The organism is Desulfotomaculum defluvii (genome assembly GCF_054657375.1).
This window is the reverse complement of the sequence record NZ_BAAHYV010000006.1, coordinates 475503-494083: the sequence shown is the minus strand read 5'-3', so window position 1 is coordinate 494083 and position 18581 is coordinate 475503. Positions and strand designations below refer to the sequence as shown.

At 41.0% G+C, this 18581-nt stretch carries 17 protein-coding genes and 1 riboswitch; of the genes, 3 read left to right on the top strand and 14 right to left on the bottom strand.

Annotation, left to right across the window (positions count from 1 at the left end):
• Nucleotides 1-48 precede the first annotated feature (48 nt).
• From lpdA to nhaC, 11 genes are all read right to left on the bottom strand, one after another.
• Entirely contained in the window at nt 49-1425 is a 1377-nt protein-coding gene (gene lpdA / locus ACYQ03_RS05090; protein ID WP_459908094.1) for a dihydrolipoyl dehydrogenase, read from the bottom strand.
• Nucleotides 1426-1452: 27 nt separating this feature from the next.
• Nucleotides 1453-2301, bottom strand: coding sequence for a hypothetical protein (locus tag ACYQ03_RS05085; RefSeq protein WP_459908093.1), 849 nt, complete (start codon nt 2299-2301; stop codon nt 1453-1455).
• Between the two features lie 59 nt (nt 2302-2360).
• Nucleotides 2361-2759, bottom strand: coding sequence for a glycine cleavage system protein GcvH (gene gcvH, locus ACYQ03_RS05080; protein WP_459908092.1), 399 nt, complete (start codon nt 2757-2759; stop codon nt 2361-2363).
• Nucleotides 2760-2919: 160 nt separating this feature from the next.
• Complete coding sequence (locus ACYQ03_RS05075) at nt 2920-4368, bottom strand: aryl-sulfate sulfotransferase (RefSeq protein ID WP_459908090.1); 1449 nt, start codon at nt 4366-4368, stop codon at nt 2920-2922.
• A 154-nt stretch (nt 4369-4522) separates the two neighbouring features.
• Nucleotides 4523-5620: a butyrate kinase gene (buk, locus tag ACYQ03_RS05070; protein WP_459908089.1), complete on the bottom strand. Its 1098-nt coding sequence runs from the start codon at nt 5618-5620 to the stop codon at nt 4523-4525.
• A gap of 20 nt (nt 5621-5640) precedes the next feature.
• Nucleotides 5641-6318, bottom strand: a complete 678-nt coding sequence (locus ACYQ03_RS05065; RefSeq protein ID WP_459908087.1) for a hypothetical protein — start codon at nt 6316-6318, stop codon at nt 5641-5643.
• Between the two features lie 4 nt (nt 6319-6322).
• Nucleotides 6323-6892, bottom strand: coding sequence for an indolepyruvate oxidoreductase subunit beta (locus tag ACYQ03_RS05060; RefSeq protein ID WP_459908085.1), 570 nt, complete (start codon nt 6890-6892; stop codon nt 6323-6325).
• A 1-nt stretch (nt 6893) separates the two neighbouring features.
• Complete coding sequence (gene iorA / locus ACYQ03_RS05055; protein ID WP_459908084.1) at nt 6894-8672, bottom strand: indolepyruvate ferredoxin oxidoreductase subunit alpha; 1779 nt, start codon at nt 8670-8672, stop codon at nt 6894-6896.
• Nucleotides 8673-8697: 25 nt separating this feature from the next.
• Entirely contained in the window at nt 8698-9594 is an 897-nt protein-coding gene (locus ACYQ03_RS05050) for a phosphate acyltransferase (protein ID WP_459908083.1), read from the bottom strand.
• 208 nt (nt 9595-9802) lie between these two features.
• Complete coding sequence (locus tag ACYQ03_RS05045) at nt 9803-10903, bottom strand: Leu/Phe/Val dehydrogenase (RefSeq protein WP_459908082.1); 1101 nt, start codon at nt 10901-10903, stop codon at nt 9803-9805.
• 21 nt (nt 10904-10924) lie between these two features.
• A complete protein-coding gene (nhaC, locus tag ACYQ03_RS05040; protein ID WP_459908081.1) occupies nt 10925-12346 on the bottom strand; it encodes a Na+/H+ antiporter NhaC in 1422 nt (473 codons plus the stop codon).
• A gap of 388 nt (nt 12347-12734) precedes the next feature.
• Between nhaC and ACYQ03_RS05035 the strand changes: the two genes are divergently transcribed.
• The 3 genes from ACYQ03_RS05035 (at nt 12735) to ACYQ03_RS05025 (ending at nt 15067) form a co-directional block, all read left to right on the top strand.
• Nucleotides 12735-13424 carry a Crp/Fnr family transcriptional regulator gene (locus ACYQ03_RS05035; protein WP_459908079.1) on the top strand — a complete coding sequence of 230 codons (690 nt, stop codon included), beginning with the start codon at nt 12735-12737 and terminating at the stop codon, nt 13422-13424.
• A gap of 392 nt (nt 13425-13816) precedes the next feature.
• A riboswitch (cyclic di-GMP riboswitch) is annotated at nt 13817-13903 on the top strand.
• Nucleotides 13904-14167: 264 nt separating this feature from the next.
• Entirely contained in the window at nt 14168-14635 is a 468-nt protein-coding gene (locus ACYQ03_RS05030) for a methyl-accepting chemotaxis protein (RefSeq protein ID WP_459908078.1), read from the top strand.
• 18 nt (nt 14636-14653) lie between these two features.
• On the top strand, nt 14654-15067 hold the full coding sequence (locus ACYQ03_RS05025; protein ID WP_459908076.1) for a chemotaxis protein CheW: 414 nt from the start codon (nt 14654-14656) through the stop codon (nt 15065-15067).
• A 699-nt stretch (nt 15068-15766) separates the two neighbouring features.
• Here the strand turns inward: ACYQ03_RS05025 and groL are convergent.
• From groL to ACYQ03_RS05010, 3 genes are all read right to left on the bottom strand, one after another.
• Complete coding sequence (groL, locus tag ACYQ03_RS05020) at nt 15767-17395, bottom strand: chaperonin GroEL (protein WP_459908074.1); 1629 nt, start codon at nt 17393-17395, stop codon at nt 15767-15769.
• Nucleotides 17396-17448: 53 nt separating this feature from the next.
• Nucleotides 17449-17733, bottom strand: a complete 285-nt coding sequence (gene groES, locus ACYQ03_RS05015; protein WP_459908072.1) for a co-chaperone GroES — start codon at nt 17731-17733, stop codon at nt 17449-17451.
• A gap of 304 nt (nt 17734-18037) precedes the next feature.
• Entirely contained in the window at nt 18038-18526 is a 489-nt protein-coding gene (locus ACYQ03_RS05010; RefSeq protein ID WP_459908071.1) for a MogA/MoaB family molybdenum cofactor biosynthesis protein, read from the bottom strand.
• Nucleotides 18527-18581: the final 55 nt, after the last annotated feature.

The window sequence follows — 18581 nt, the reverse complement described above, 5'->3', positions numbered from 1 at the left end:
AGAAATCAAATGACCACATTGCGTGAAAGCCAATGTGGTCATTAACTCTTAACCGTGAATACTTATGCCATGTACATTCTCCGTTGCTTCCATAATAGCCTCAGCTAAAGTGGGATGAGCATGGATAGTGGCAGCTAAATTTTTGGCGGTAAGACCGTTCTTCACTGCCAAAGTAGCTTCAGCAATTAAATCTGAGGCATGGGGACCGATGATGTGTACACCTAGTACCACATCAGTTTTAGAGTTGGTTACAACCTTAACAAAGCCTTCTCCTTCACCCATACTTAGAGCCTTTCCGTTGGCCATAAAGTTAAATTTACCGGCTGTTACTGGGATACCTTTATCTTTAACTTGCTGCTCAGTCATCCCTACTGAAGCGATCTCTGGGCTTGTAAAAACACAGCTGGGAACAGCACTGTAATCCATGGTAGATTGTTTGCCCATGATGTTCTCGGCAACTACGATACCTTGAGCCGAAGCTACGTGAGCCAGTTGATATTTCATTACCACATCGCCAATGGCGTAGATACCCTTAATGTTGGTTTGCATTTTGTCATTGACTACGATCTGTCCTCTTTGACCTAATTCAACCCCGAGTTTTTCTAAACCAATATTTTTAATATTAAGAGTCCGGCCAATAGAAATCAGTGCTTTCTCTGCATTAATAATATCACCATTTTCTAACTCGGCTTGAATACCACTTTCTACCTCTTCTATTTTCTTAATGGTCACATTTGTTTTGATACTGTACTTTTTCTTCTTAAAGATGGTCTGCATACGGCGTGAGATATCTTTATCCTGAAGGGCTAAGATACTTGGTGCAGCTTCCACCATGGTAATCTCCGTTCCCAAACTGCCATAAATATGGGCAAATTCACAGCCGATGACACCGGCGCCAATAATCAGCATACTTTTAGGTACTTCTGTCAGTTGTAAGGCCTCATCACTGGTGATAACAGTGGTGCCATTGTAACCAAGTGATTTGATTAAAGCCGGGCTAGAGCCTGTAGCAATGACAATGTTTTCACAGTGAAGTTCCTGGTTCTCTCCATTGTTCTCCACTTCCACCACTCCGGGGGCTTTAATCTTGGCTGTGCCATTAAATAATTTCACTTTGTTCTTTTTAAATAGGAAGTTAATGCCGCCCACCAGTTTTTCTACTACGTCAGCCTTTCTAGCCTGTACTTTACCAAAGTCAATTACTGGTTTGCCTACTTCAATGCCGAACTCTGCGGCTTCTTCCACTGTTTTCAGCTTATCCACCGCAGCAATCAATGATTTGGTGGGAATGCAACCCCTGTTTAGGCAAGTACCACCCAGTTTATCCTTTTCTACCACAGCAACCTTACCACCCAGTTGGGCTATACGAATGGCAGCCACATAGCCACCGGGGCCGCCGCCAATCACCACTGCCTTATAAGTCATGCTCTTGCCTCCGTATTTAATTTATGATTATGCCTTTTCAATCTCTACAAAGACTTGATGTGCCCTAGCCGCTGTGCGATAGGCTAATAATGCTTCCGGAGTCATGGCTTCTACATCTTTAAAACGCTCATCTTGACCCTTTTTAGGTTTATACAGCTTTACTAAGTAAGGGGTCTTCATGTTGCCAGTGGCTTCAGCAATTAATTTTGCTGCACCGCTAACTTCCTTGGCGGTGAGGTAGCTAATCTCACCATCTTCACGAACCACAGGCACCACGGTGGTTTGGAACTTATATTCAGGGAACTTGGTTACCAGTACAAGGGATTTTTCGATATCCGCAGTATCAACCTCTCTGCCCAGAATCTTGCAATAAAGTTCCTTGGGACCTAAGACATTCATAATCATCACATCTGCTAGACCTTCAGCTAATACTTGCTCCAAAATGGTACTGTTTAGACCATTGGTGTCGATTTGAAGTTTCATATTGTTGGTTACCTTGATATATCTTAAAACTCCTAAGAATGCTTCTGCATCTTTGGGGTTACCACCTGAAATGTGAATACCATCTACCCATTCTTTGTGCAGGGTTCCTACACTAAAGAAACCATCCAGCTTGGTCCCTCCATGTAAGTAAGCCACACAAGCCCCAATGCCTTGGCGAATAATGCCCGCCTCAGTATCATGTAGGAGAGGGAACTCTACACCATCGGGACCACGAAAGATGGCTTTACGATTAGCTGCATAAAACTTTTGGAAAGCCTCTTTACCTTCGGCCTTCATATCTTGCTCTTCAAAGGTAATGCCCCTTTCATTCATCAGACCTTTAATGATTTTGCAACGGGTACAACCAGTGGCTGTATAAATAGTGAAACTCATTTGGCCAGCTCCTTCCATATGCTAAAAAACCATGATACTTTCTAGGTCTAACCCCACCATTACCTCACCATATTCAGGTAACCTTCCCTGGACAGGAGTTTTTTTAATTCATCAAAATTGCTGGGTTTAACCACGATCATCCAACCAGTATTGTAGGGATCTTCATTCACTTTTTGGGGTGCTTCTTCTAATTCCGTGTTTACCTCTACAATCTCGCCGCTTACAGGCATGTAAAGGGCGGAAACAGTCTTGGCGGATTCGGCTTGACCAAATTCATCGCCTTCGCTGTAGGTTTCTCCTGCATTGGGTAACTCTACAAAAATGATGTTACCTAGTTGGTCTTGGGCAAAATCCGTAATGCCTACTTTTACAAGGCCGTCTTCTTCCTTGGCCCAGGTATGCTCAGGGTAATAAAGGATATCCTCAATGAAATTCAATTCAGTAATTGCTTTAGTCATTCTCTATATCATCCCTTTTGCTGTTACTTATTTGTTCAAAATTTTTATACTTTCTGAGATAGTGTTAAAAAACCCAAGTATGTTCAACTCTTAGACATACTTGGGTTTTATCCCGATATTATAGTCTAGTGTGTGTTAACAATACCTCAGTTAGCTAAAACTAATTATTGTCTTCTACTTCATCACCTGCGGCTACGCACAATGCGGTATCGCCTTGGAAAGGAATAACGCCAGGTACCTTAACTTCTCTTTTGCAACCACTTGGCGCAGCCCCAGGTACACGGTATGTTTTCACTTCAATACGTTCGATAGGAACTTCTTGAGGACGGTCAAGTTGTGGAATCCACTCGTAGGGTACACGATAAGCCCGGTATATCATGTTAATTTTGAACTGTTTACCCCAATATGGACTGATATATTCCCATACAATTTCGTGATCTTCGGTAACTTCAATAAGTCGTCCCCCTGAGCCTTCTGTAATCAGGGTGTTTCCATTCGGCAAGCGTTGAGCTCCACTGATGAATGGACTATAGAAACGGCTAGCATCCACTGGAACAATGAAACCAGCCTCAGCCGGGGTATATTGCCATACAATTTCAAGGGTTGTTGGATCTATTTCTAGTACTCTTGAGTAATCACGAAGGGCATTCATTCTCCCAATGGGTGAACTTGGATTAGGTGCGCCATAGCCACCCCAACCACCATTATCAAAGATTAATATATTACCCTCGCCCGGAAGTCCACGGGGAATCATGTGAACATGGTGTTGACCGATGATCCAGCCAAGTTTTTTAAGCTCTTTAGTCGCGTTATAGTCAGGTCCAATTTTCCAAACTACTTTTCCGGTCTTTTTACTAATAATCGCTAAGATATTTGCTTCACGAGCATCCCAAATAATATTGTCTGGATGGAAACGCTCATCTCCTGCATCATACCATTTATTTGGTCCCAGGACAGACATTGAATTAATATGCATCCAGTCACCCATACCGCCACCAGCAGAACGCATGTTGGGATCACGGAATAAAACGTTTTTGGCTTCTTCACTAAACTCATACTCATCAAAGTGCTCATGACAGTTCCATTCCCAGATGATATTACCTTCCCAGTCAACTTCTATAATGCTATCATCAAGCAGAACCTTATCAGAGATTTTTGGATTTTTAACATTCTTATGGACAAGAATTAAGGTATTACCGCCATCAACCTTTGGCTCCATACCAGGTACATAGTACCCCACAGGGTTTCCTTCCCGCTGATAGTCGTGGTGTTGTCTAGCCATCCAGCGTGGTTCTTCACCTGGATCCTCGATATACTCATGTCTGTCAAATTTCCAGACGATATTTCCATCCCAATCCACTTGAACTAAGTCAACTAAATCTTGCATACCAAAAGCATTATTTCTTTCTCCACTTTGACCCATTACATATCCACCAGGCAGTATTTTATTCGGGAAGCCATGCAATCCCTTCCATAGTTGAAGTTCTGTCCCATTCATGTCAATCAACATAGCACCAAGTTCTCTTGCTGGGAAAATAGTGTAGCCACTCCAACATTTTTTTGGGTTATAAACTGTAACTCCTGTTGGATAAACACTTGGATAAGACATGTTTAAAAATCTCCCCTCTGTTTTAATTTTTAGGATTATACCTGGTACCTTCTATTACTAAATTTATCATGAAGATTAAAGCATCTCTGTAAATATAACTACAACGAGAAAAGAGAATTTGTGGATCTATGCCGCTTTCAAACAATACTGTTTATCAGATAAATAATTCATCCCTCTCCCCATAACTATCTACATACTCATTACACCGTTCTTCACCACGTAAAATACGAAGGGCACCGAGGGCCAGAGATTCTAGCTCATTTTCTCCCGGCACAACGATAACCGGTGCCATAAATTCTACCCGCTCAGTAATCATGTCTGTCAACATTTTTGAATAGGCGATACCGCCGGTTAATACGATATTGTCAATTTTACCGTCTATGGTAGGTGACAATTCGCCAATTCCCTTGGCCACCTGGTAGGCTTGGGCCTCATATAGCAGCTTTGCCTGTTCATTGCCTTGTTCAATCATCGCTTCAATTTGTCTACAGTCATGGGTGCCTAAGTGGGCTTTTAAGCCTCCCATGCCACGTAGTTTTTTAAGTAAATCCTTTTTGCTGTATTCGCCACTGAAACACAGGTCAACAATATATAGGATGGGCACACTGCCCGAGCGTTCCGGTGAAAAAGGACCTGCATCATCAGTGATGACATCAACAATTTTGCCTTTTTCGTGAGCACTGATGGAGATGCCTCCTCCTAAATGTGCCACGATAAAGTTCATCTCCTCATATCCTTTGCCCTGGCTTTGAGCTACCTTTCTGGCAGTGGCTTTGCTATTTAAAACATGACAAAAACTGTGTCTGACGATTTCAGGAATTCCAGTCACCTTTGCCACCGGCTTAAGTTCATCAGAGGATACAGCATCGTAGATATAGGCCGGAATTTCCTTTGGTTGTGCCATTGCCGCTGCCAGAAGTGCACCCAGGTTGGAAGCGTGGTTCACAATGGGCCCTTGGATAATCCTTCTCTTCATAGCCTGATTTACATAATAGCCCCCCGCTTTTACCGGTGGTAGTTGTCCACCCCTACCAACCACTGCCGAAAGTTTTTGTAGGTTGAAATTGTGCTTTTCCAGTGCCTTAAGAATCAATTCCTTTCTCATTTCAAACTGATTCTTTAAACTCTTACACTTTTCCAAATCCTCATTGCTATGGTTGATGGATTCCCCGAAAAGTACCTCTTCATTTTTATACACAGCGATTTTCGTAGAGGTTGACCCAGGATTGATTGCTAAAATATAGTAATCCATAATCCAGTCCTTTCCATTTATTATGAAGGTTCAGTTGCATTGGGCTTTTCCCTAAGACTTAAGATAATGCCCAGTGCAATTGACAGTGCAGCAGCCATCATCGTCTGGTATTCGGCAGGTAACATAAAGGTAATTGTATGGGCTGGTATCCAGAAAATTGGTATTGTTCTTAGGACTACAAAGGAGATAAACCCTTCCCAGTCCGTTGCCCTAGCAACGGCCTTGACATCCAGTTGCCCTGCACCTCTAGCTTTTAATTCAAGGTATTTGTCTGTCATTTTATGAAAGCCCATCATCACAGGACCAAATGTAATATTCATTACCGCACTAGTAAGCAATGCCTTTAGAAATAGGGATTCAGCTCCTGGCAAAACTCCCGCAGCCAAGGCGACTTTGACACCCCCACTGTAAATCTTGAGCATAAAAGCTAGAACTGCACCAATTAAGCCCCAAATTAAGGCCCTTGCCAGAATTTTGGGGGGCAGCAGCCAAAGACCGTTGCTGATTCTGGCAGCGATTAATTCACCCACTGTGGCCAGAAAAACAAATTTTACAAAGCCCATGCTAAAAGGATGCTCCGCCGAAAGTCCTCTAAAAATCTCCCTTGAAGCGGGGAAAATCAAAATCAAAGCAAAGCTCAGGAGTACAACAGCACAAAAGGCAGGAACTCCGGTACTTTTTCTATCTTGCTGTGTCAAACCCTTACACCAATGCCTTTCCAACTTCCAGGGCCTTCAAATTTATTTCCAGGAAGGCTGGCTTTACGTTTTCTGCCATGATTTTTTTCCAATTGATGTCTTCAAGCTTCATCAGCTTAATAATAGTTCCCAGCAAAAGCACATTCATTACCTTTGGATTGCCAAGCTTTTGTGCTTCTGCCATGGCATTAAAGGCACTTGTGGCTGCCTTCTGCTTAAGCTCCTCCAAAATCCCCTCTGGATATCTACATTTTCCCATTACCACTGGCATCGGATTCATCTGATAATTATTTACAACAATTTTACCTCCGGCTTTCAGGTAGCCCAGCCATCTCAGAGCTTCCATTAATTCGAAGGAAACCAGGATATCTGCCCCACCCTTTTCGATTACTGGGGATGAGACATTATCGCCAAACCTTATCTGTGAGGACACAGCGCCGCCCCGCTGGGACATGCCATGTATTTCGTTCATCTTTACATCGTAACCAGCTTCCATTAGTCCCTGAGTCAATAACTTGCTAGCTAAAATGGTTCCCTGACCCCCTACACCTACCAACATAATGCTCTTTGTCATCTTAGTTCTCCTCCTTGACAATGGCCCTCTTGGCACAAACCTGTGCGCAGACCTGACAACCTACACACTGGGTCCTATCAATAACTGCCTTCTTGATGTCTGGGTTTACTGACAATGCAGGGCACCCTGCCTTTGTGCATATCTTGCAGCCGATACACAGGTCGCTGTCAACCTTATACTTTGCTTTAAATGCTCCAGCAAACTGCTCCTGATCGAGGTTGCTCATTTTTTTCAACACACAAGGCCATTTTGTTATGATAACCGAAGGCTCGTCCAGGGAAAGAGCCCAATCTAATGTTTCCTTTACTTTGGCTAAATCATTGGGATTAATGACTGCTACATGCTTGGCACCCAAGGCTCGGACTACTGTTTCAATATCAATGATTGGTGCAGCACTGCCATTGGCATGCTTGCCGCTGCCAGGGTTTTCTTGGTGCCCTGTCATTCCTGTAATGCGGTTATCTAAGATGACATTTACGGTTTTGCTGTTATTATAGAGAACTTCAATTAGGGAGTTAATTCCCGTATGGAAGAAGGTAGAATCCCCTAAAACGGATACTACTCTTGTACTATCTCCCTTGAGATCAAAGGCCAGTTGGGCACCATGTCCTGCACTGAAGCTTGCTCCCATACAAATATTGAAATCCATGGCATTATATGGTTCGGCAAAGGCCAGGGTATAGCAGCCAATATCACCGGCCACCATGACGTTTTTCCGCTTGCCTAGTTCATAGAAGAAACCTCTATGAGGACATCCTGCACAAAGGGTAGGTGGTCTTTGGATAATCTTTGTTTCGTCATATTCTATTACCGGCAGTTCTGTGCCATAAACGGACTTACGAATTACATCTGGTGTTAGTTCACCATAGGGTGGGAAGGTATCCTTGCCATGACAGGAGAAGCCTAACATTTTTACTCTTTCTTCGATAATTGGATCATTTTCCTCAATAACATAAATTTTTTCCATGCCCTTGCAGAAGGTTTCAATTAATTGATCCGGCAGCGGATAGGTGAAGCCTAGTTTCAGATAACTTACTCCTTCCCCAAATACTTCCTTGGCAAAACAATAGGCGGTTCCAGAAGCGATAACACCAATTGACTTACCCTCGTTTTCAATCTTGTTGTAGGGTGACCTATTAGAATATGCTGCCAATACCTCTTCCCGTACCTCAACCCTTTTCCTCATTTCCCTGGCATTGGCTGGCACTGTAACATACTTCTTAACGTCCTTTACATATTCCTTATAAGGTGCCTCAATTGGCTCTGAGATTTCAACAATGCTCTTAGAGTGACAACCCCTTGTTGTCATACGAATCAATACCGGTGTGTCATTTGCTTCACTGATGGCAAAGGCCTCCTTGATCATGTCCTTTGCTTCCTGACTGTCGGAGGGTTCAAGCATCGGAATCTTTGCAGCCTTGGCATAGTTTCTATTGTCCTGTTCATTTTGGGACGAATGCTGCCCCGGCTCATCCGCTGTAATTACCACCATACCGGCATTTACACCTGTATAAGCAAAGGTAAACAAAGGATCAGACGCAACATTTAGCCCAACGTGTTTCATAGAGGCCATACTTCTAACACCTGCGATGGATGCTCCAATTGCAGCTTCCATGGCTACCTTTTCGTTGGGTGCCCACTCGGAGCGGACCTCTTTATATTGAATTATGTTTTCTAATATTTCTGTGCTTGGGGTACCCGGATAGGCTGCTGCAAACCGCACGCCCGCTTCGTAGGCTCCTCTGGCCAATGCTTCATTGCCTGATAGCAATTTTTTCATGATGTTTTGCTCCCCTTCCTAGTTGTTACGATACCAAGGATGCTAAAAGAATTGAATTCAATTTACCCTCAGCATTTTCTGCCCTAGAGGTCATGACAACCGGCTTTGTTCCCCCCAATATTACCCCTGCCATCTTGGCCCTAGCGGCATAGAGAAGTGTCTTTCCTACCATGTTGCCAGCTTCAATGTTTGGCATTACGAACAAATCCACATCACCGCTTATTTTACTGGCAATACCTTTATGCCCGGCTGCTTCTTTGCTTAATGCCACATCCATGGCCATTGGTCCCTCAATGATACATCTCGGCAGTTCGCCTTTTTGCACCGCCTCAACCAGAGCGGCTGCGTCCACCGTAGAAGGCATCTTTTCACTGACTAACTCATTGGCCGCCAGCACTGCCACCTTTGGTTCCTCGATGCCCATTTTATTCAGAGCATCCAGAGCGTTGGCGATAATTTGTTTTTTACTTTCCAGGTTCGGAAATGTGTTCATGCCACCGTCGGTATGAAAAGCTAGTTTGGCACAGGCAGGAATCTCAAAGGCTGCCAGATGACTTAGCAGTTTTCCGGTCTTCAAGCCTCTGTTTTCATCCAGTACTGCTTTTAAGAACACACTGCTATTCAAAAGTCCCTTCATTAAGACGTCTGCCCTACCTGTCCTGACAAGCTCAGCCGCCTTCAATGCTGCCTCTTTTTCATCCTTTTCTTCAATTACCGCAAAATCAAAATTTACTTCATTTATTTGTGCCAGTTCCCCTATCAGTTTCTTATCCCCAACCAGGATAAAATCCGCAATGCCTTTTTTATAGGCCTCTGCCACAGTTAAAATAACTTCTTCATCATGGGCAGCAGCAACTGCTATTATCTTTTTGGGCATATTAACTGCCTTTTTCCGCAATGCGTCAAATCCGCTGTAGTTCACAGTTTATCCTCCCCTCTAGGTTCCTTCTATGAACTAAAAGGTTGAACCACTAATAATTAATAAGAAGAAATCTTTTCTTATGTTTAACCATGACGATTACTAACAAGATCCTTTTAAGGTGATGAGGTTACTCCATTAAGTGGAGTAACCTCATTTAAGTTTTACAACCACCAACAAATTATTCTTAGTCTTATACTGCAGTGCTGATTTATTTAACAGTATATTTATTTTGCAAACGCATCACTTTATCAAGCTTTTCATCAACAAGAAGATCTGCTACTGCATAGGGTGGTTTGTTTTCTTTCTTGGAAATTTCAAGAATACAGCCTACTGTATCATAAATTAAGCTTGCATTCTTAAAAGCACGTTCTTTATTGAAACCATAGAATTCATCAGCCACTGCAATAAGTCCACCAGCATTCACTACATAATCCGGCGCAAAAAGAATACCCAGCTCGTGCAATTTATCCCCATGGCGAGGCTCAGCTAACTGATTATTTGCTGCTCCGCAAATAGCTTTACAAGTAAGTTGATTAATTGTTTTGTCGTTAATAATTGCACCTAAGGCATTTGGAGAGAAGATATCGCATTTTACACTAAAGATTTCATCAGGTTTAACGATTGTAACTTCTGGATGAGCTTCCTTTACTGCTATAATATTCTCTTCGAAAATATCTGTAGCAATTACTTTTGCACCTTCGCCCAGTAGATGTTGGGTAAGAACTTTACCAACCTTACCAAGGCCTTGAATAGCAACCGTTAAGTCCTTTAAGGAGTCAGTGCCAAAGGCTGCTTTGGCAGTTGCTTTCATCCCTTTATAGACACCAAAAGCAGTAATAATCCCAGAATTTCCACTACCACCAAACTCTTCTGGCAATCCGTTCACAAATTTAGTTTGTTTATTAGCAGAAACAAAGTCTAACCCGGTGGTTCCAACATCTGTCCCAGTCCAGAAACGCCCCTTCAGAGTTTCCACAAATGTTCCTAAAGCTTGGAAAAGTTCATCGGATTTATCTTTCTTGGCATCGCCAATGATAACAGTTTTACCACCACCACACATTACATTAGAAATAGCGCATTTATACGTCATACCACGGGAAAGACGTAGTACGTCTATGATTGCATCCTGTTCACTTTCATAATTCCACATTCGGCATCCGCCTAAAGCTGGTCCTAAAGTAGTATCATGTATACCAATAATTGCTTTTAGCCCGGTGGTCTTATCATAGTTAAAGATTAACTGTTCGTGGCCATATTTTTCCATTTGTTCAAAAATACTAAACACTTGATCATTTTCATTCTTTGACATCATTTTTGCCTCCTAAAAAATTTAAGCCTTCACTGTAGCTGCGGGTTTACGAATACTTGAATTATCTGATCGCCATATAGCAAAGCCTGTATACCCATAGGTAATTGAGAATAGTGGAACAAGCCAACACATAAAAGCATATGGTGCAAAATCATAAGCACTTACGCCAAGAATACCAAAGATATAAAAAGCATGAACGCTCCAAGGCACAAGGGGACTTGCAATACAACCACCATCTTCTACTGTCCGAGAAAGGACTCTCAAATGTAACCCTCTTTCTCTGAATACTGGGGCATAGGCACGTCCCGGAATGATCATCGTAACAGACTGGCTACCTGTCCCGATAAGCATGATATAACTAGCAAATAAAACTGCGATAATCAGTCGACCAACATTGGTAGCCCATTTTAGACTTGCATCTACAATGGTTTCCAATACCCTAGTTTTTTCTAAAACACCACCAAAGGAAACTGCAGCAATCAATAACATTACTGTGCTAGTAATACTATTGATTCCACCACGACTCAGCAAGGAATCTAATTGCTTTACCCCTGTTTGGCCTACATAACCATTAACTGCAGCATTACAAATGGCATTTATTGATTGTCCTTGAATTACGAATGCAACTATAGCACCAAGGACAACAGAGAGGGTAAGAAGTGGCACCGCAGGGACTCGACGATAAGCCAATACCATCAATACCAGAGGCGGAACCAATGTCCAGAGTGATAGATTGAAGGTGGAACCTAGCGTCTGTAGGATAGTTGCAATCCCACCCCCAAGGTCTCCTCCGCCTGTATGATTCATACCCATGATAGTGTAAATAATAGCTGTTAGAACAGCAGCAGGTAATGTTGTCCACATCATTGAACCAATATGGCTAAACAAATCAACTTCACAAACAGAGGAGGCAATATTTGTTGAACTAGATGCAGGAGACATTTTATCTCCAAAATAAGCTCCAGAAACAATCGCCCCAACAATTAACGGTAATGGGTAACCAAGTGCTTGACCAACACCCATTAAAGCAATACCAACTGTTCCTATGGTCCCAAATGATGTCCCAGTCATGGTAGAAGCAACCACGCACAATAAGAAAGTTGAAACAAGAAAACTAGATGGAGATATAAGTTTAAGACCCCAATAGATGATAGTTGGAATAGTCCCCCCAAGAATCCATACACCTACCAACATACCCACAACTATCAAAATAAAAATAGCAATATTAACCCGATACACAGACTCGAACATACCTTCTTGCAAAGTTTTCCATGAGTAACCAAAGTATTTGCCAAATAAACAAGCGATTACTGTTGCAATAATCAATGCAAGTACAGCAGGTAATTTTGCAATAACTGTGCCCCATAATATAAACATTACAGGGATTACAAATGCCATAGTGGCTTCAGACAAACTTGGTTTTCTTTCACTACCATCTGCCAATATGCTCAACCTCCATCTCAATATATCTACCAAAAATGAACAATAAACTCATAACCAATTATGCTTACGGATATTCAACAGCACCGCAGTGCCTTACGGTGACCTAAATAGCTACCTCTTGCATTATTAGGCACAAAAGTTAAAACTATCCCTCCTAACTGTGGTTTTGTGTAACTTTTCAACAAACACCAGATTCCATGCATGGTTTCCTCTTAGCTATTATGATAAGTAAATTACCTGATTAAGTCTGTTGTCATATTTACAAGTTAATTATTTTTTGAGATAATTTACTTTTTTAGAATACACATTAGCATTTACATTGTCCGATTTGACAAAACATAGTATACTTTTCATGTGCATTAGCTATATCAGAGGGGACATAATAACTATGAATACAAAATTAGAATTATTAGGCTCTCCGTGGATATACACAGACCAGCAAATTCAATGGGATAGTGTCTTGAGCAAAGGAAGAGTTAAGCAAGTTAAAAAAAAAGGTATTATTATAGATGAAGGTAAACTGATTGACTGCCTTTATTATTTAAAAAATGGACGGGTTAAAACCGTTGCAATTAGTCCTTCAGGACATCAGAAAATTGTCTGGTATATTGATTCAGGTTGTATTTTTGGCGAGACACCCTTTTTTAACCAGAAACCATGTGACTATAGTTTTGTTGCCCTTACTGATTGTGAAATCTATGTATTCCCTAAAGAAGTGGTATTACAAGAAATAATTGCGAAACACCCCGATCTTACCATATCTATTATCCAAATGTTATCAAGGAAAGTTCATATTTTATCAACACAAGTAGAAGATTTCACATTCAACAAACCAATCGTACGTGTGGCCAAACTAGTCTACCTGCTGCACCAAGGACATAATCTTACAGATAAAAAAGGTACCCCAATGATTCCCCTTACACAGGAAGACATAGGGGGTGTTTTAGGAATGCACCGGGTTACTGTAAACCAAGCACTAAAACGTTTAAAGGAATTACATGCATTAGAAGATCACACGCGTCATGTTATAGTAAAAGATCTAGATATATTGAAAGGAATATTTAGCAAAATAGACTAAGATAGGTTGTAGCTTCTTAAATGCTTAAAGGTACATGGAGTCAGGGCTGCAAATATTGCATTTTTTTATAAATAATGCAATATTTGCAGCCCTGATTCCGTATTATGAATTGGTAAGACCTATGCTGAAGAAAAAACACCCTGTTTGAGGACTTTGCTGAAGAATAGCTTGGACTGTACAAGGATGCTTTATAATATGGGAATTAATTTCAGTGGAGAACTATAACTGATTATCATATTTTCTTTCTGGTCAGTTGTTCACACATCACACGTAATAGGAACAGACTAAAATTCTAAGATCCTAACTAATAAAATTAACATCTTTTTCGTAAATTGCAAATACTCGTAAAATAATGTATTATTAGCTTATTATTTATCATAATTTGTCAAAAAATATAGAAACGGCAAACTTAACGAAAGTTAGGGACGCAAAGCCTTGGGTCTAAGCCTATTAATAGGTATGATTGCCAGGTTGCCTATACATATGGTGTTTTTACAGTGTAAAGGTAATTGTGTCTTGGTTTGCCCTTCAAATACAAATTTGATGGTTTTTTTTATGATATTACCAACCCCACACATCTCTTTATCCTGATTTTAGATCCAAATCCTGTTCTCAAAAGTTTTTCCATTCAGTTATCTATCGGGGTCAAACCTCCGCATAAAACAACGAACTAATCTTGCTCTAAATATAGATTTAGGTGTTTTGTAAAAATTAAAGGTCATATTCAATTTTTATCATAGCCAGTGACCAGCAGGGATCATGAAAGTTTATTTTGTAATAAAAATCAAAAGATCAGAGCAGAGGTTTCACAAAACCAACACCTATTAAATAAAGAAATAGAAAATGTACAGTCTCTTTCAGCTCAAATTAATGAAGTACTGGCTTTTATTAAACAGATAGCCGATGAAACTAAAATGCTAGGTCTGAATGCAGCAATTGAGGCAGCACGCTCAGGCGAAGCAGGTCGAGGTTTTGAAGTTGTAGCCCAAGAGATTAGAAAACTATCTGATGAATCTAAGCAAACAGTTATAAGAATACGAGATTTAACAACTAACATACAAAAGTCAGTTCATAAAACACTGGAATCTTCCAGCTCTACTTTAAGCACTACCGAACAACAAGCAGCTGCAGTTCAAGAGGTAAATGCAAGCGTTGAAGAAATAATGGCACTATCCGAGCAACTTAGTAAACTATCTAATGATGAATTATAAAAGGATGGTGTTTCAATAATGGCCAGAACTAAAGCTGTAATATTTGAGATTAGTAATATTAAGTACGGAATAGACATAATGTCCTCCCAAGAAATTATTAAGCTTCAAAAAATAACTCCTATTGCTGGCACATCTGGTGTTATTGAAGGGGTTATCAGTTTAAGAGAAAAGGTTATTCCCGTGGTAAGATTAGGACGGTATTTAGGTTTACCAGAAGGTGAATTTACTGAAGACACTAGAATAATTATTTCTGATGTCAGTAATCGTAAGTATGGCTTAATAGTTGATAACGTATGTGAAGTAGAGGATTTCCAGGATGATGAAATACAACAGGTAGAACTAAAGGTTGGAAGTAATCAATATATTAAAGGTATCGTTAAAAAAGGTGAAGAGTTATGGTTAATCTTAGACATTGACAAATTTAGTTTTTAGTTAAATGGTTATTAAACAAAGCCAAGCGGTCGGAAAGATCTCTTGGCTTTTAATTTTGAAGATACCTAGTTAGTACCAAGCACATTAGATTCAACAACTCCCCCTTTGTGTCTTTCAGAAAACTATATTAAGTTCTGATAATATGCTAGTTTGCCTTATTTTAGATAAAATACCTGCCCTGCCAAATATAAACTTATGTTACCCAAAATGATGTTATGTTCACTAATATAATTGTTTAGTCATGATATGGGCTAGTCCCCAATTATTAATTTTGAGTTCTTATAACCTCTTTTAAGTATTGTTCCAACTATGTCTAAAAAATTTAGTCTTGTATTGTAAAGGAGTTGTTTAATACCTGGGGCATCTGTTAGTTGCTTGCCATACAAAAACTTGCTGGAAAAATATTATTTTTATTTTCCCTCTACGGTATAATCAAATTAGTTGAATTACATGCAACAAAGGATGGTATACTAAGGTGTCTTGGGATCATACCAGAACGGTATATATGCACGTAATCAAATCAATGAAAAAAGAGGCCTCCCAAAAGTTGAACTTATGAGAAGCCTCTAAGTATCCATACCTCTACCAGGTATGGATTTGTGTTTTGACGGAAAATGTTACCCTTTTGTTACCCCACAGGGTTTCTAAAGGGCCCTGAACAGCTCAAACCCTTGGCATGAGCGGGATTCAGGCTTTTTCTTACATCATGCCGCCCATGCCACCCATACCGCCCATTCCGGCCATTGGGTTAGCGCCTTCCTTTTCAGGCTTATCAGCTACCAAAGTCTCGGTGGTCAGAACCATAGCTGCAATGGAAGCAGCGTTCTGTAAAGCAGAACGGGTCACTTTAGCTGGGTCGATAATACCCGCAGTAATCATATCAACATATTCTTCAGACATAGCATTGAAACCTTTGCCAGTGGTACGTACTTTTTCTACCACTACAGAGCCTTCCAGACCCGCATTGTTAGCAATTTGACGCAGGGGCTCTTCCAAAGCACGCTTAACGATATCTACACCAGTTTTAGCGTCACCATCCAGCTGAATGCTGTCTAAAGAGGAAATAACATTCACAAAGGCAGAGCCACCACCGGGAACAATACCTTCTTCAACAGCAGCACGGGTAGCGTTTAGAGCATCGTCGATGCGCAGCTTTTTCTCTTTCATTTCAACTTCAGTTGCAGCACCAACCTGAATTACAGCTACACCGCCAGCCAGCTTAGCCAGGCGCTCTTGCAGTTTTTCACGGTCAAATTCAGAAGTGGTTTCTTCGATTTGCTTCTTAATTTGAGCAATACGTCCTTCAATTTGAGCTTGCTCTCCAGCTCCGCCAACGATGATGGTTTCTTCTTTCTTAACACGAATTTGACGGGCAGTTCCAAGCATTTCTAGATCGGCTTTATCCAGTTTCAGACCAACTTCTTCGGTAATTACGGTACCACCGGTCAGAATAGCGATGTCTTCCAACATAGCCTTACGACGGTCACCAAAACCAGGAGCCTTTACGGCAACTACATTTAGAGTACCACGAAGTTTGTTCAGTACCAAAGTAGCCAGAGCTTCGCCTTCCAGATCTTCGCAAATCAACAGTACAGGCTTGTTGCCGGTTTGTACAACCTTTTCCAAAACAGGCAGAAGTTCTTGTACAGAGGAAACCTTTTTATCAGTGATTAAGATATAGGGATCAGTCAGGGCTGCTTCCATCTTATCAGTATCAGTGATCATGTAAGGAGAAATATAACCACGGTCGAAGTTCATACCTTCAACTACTTCTAAATTGGTACCGATACCTTGGGATTCTTCAACGGTGATAACACCATCTTTACCTACTTTTTCCATAGCTTCAGCAATCAGGTTACCGATAGAATCATCGTTGGCAGAAACGGTTGCAACTTGAGCAATAGCTTCTTTGCTTTCGATGGGCTTAGCCATTGCTTTAATTTCTTCAACAGCCTTTTCAACAGCCTTTTCGATACCACGTTTAATAATCATGGGGTTAGCACCGGCAGCTACGTTCTTGAGACCTTCACGTACCAGTGCTTGAGCTAAAACAGTAGCAGTGGTTGTGCCATCACCGGCAACATCATTGGTTTTAGTTGCTACTTCCTTGACTAATTGAGCTCCCATATTTTCAAAGTGGTCTTCCAGTTCAATTTCACGGGCGATAGTAACACCATCGTTGGTAATGGTAGGAGCACCAAATTTTTTCTCGATTACTACGTTACGACCTTTGGGGCCGAGGGTTACTTTAACAGCTTCGGCCAGAGCATTAACGCCTCTTTCTAGTGCTCTGCGAGCATCTTCGCGGAAGATAATTTCTTTTGCCAAGGTTTATAACCTCCTTAAGAATCTAAAATTACTGAGTAAGTACAAAGAAAAAATTATTCAATAACAGCCAGAATATCCATCTCACGCAGGATTAAATATTCTTCTTCTTCCAGTTTAATTTCATTGCCAGCATACTTGGAGAAAAACACCTTATCCCCTGCCTTTAAATCTAGGGCAGCACGCTGACCATTTTCCAGCAGACGACCAGGGCCTACAGCCACGATTTCACCCTGCTGGGGCTTCTCCTTTGCAGTATCAGGTAGTACAATACCACTTTTAGTTTTTTCTTCCTGGGGCAGTGCCTTAACTACTACCCTGTCACCTAATGGTTTAATCACAAAAAACCCCTCCTTGTAAAATATTAAGGTTTTTTAATTAACGGGTAAGCTCTTCTGTTAGCACTCATCAGTGTTGAGTGCTAACACCTAATAAATATAATATAGAACAAGAAATTTAAAAGCAAATACTCCGTCAAACAAATAAATCCAATTATGCTTGTATAATCCAGAATACGGATATTTTCCTTTTAATTTCTCCTTCTACATTACATTTACATAGGTTCTTGCCTATTACAACCCCTATTAGATATTGTTGCCATATACCAGGATATTTTATGCAATTTTTTTTACAAAATTTAGTTTTTTATGATTGTCCGCATTCTCCCCCACGACCAGTTAATATTTCTATTCCATGGGGTAACACCGGCAAAACAACCTCCAGACACTCCCGAACTCCTTTAACACTACCAGGTAAGTTTATTATTAAAGTTTTACCCCTAGTGCCACTAACAGCCCTTGAAAGCATAGCCTTTGGTGTTTTTTTCAAGCTCTCAGCTCGAATGGCTTCTGCTAGTCCAGGCACCTGCCTATCTATTACAGCAAGGGTAGCCTCTGGTGTATTGTCCCTAGGTCCCAACCCAGTTCCGCCAGTAGTGAGAATCAAATCCAAACCCTTTTCATCGGCAAATTCAATTAAGGTGTCTTTAATAACTTCTAGGTCATCAGGTACTATACGATATTGTTCAACAGATCCTAGCTCCTTGACCATATCTCTTATTGTGGCACCGCTGATATCTTCCCTTTGTCCCTGGGACCCCTTATCACTCATGGTTACGATCCCTATTTTGTACATTATATCTTCACCTCAGTTTTGATCTAATCTTCACACATTGGTAGCATTAAGGTAC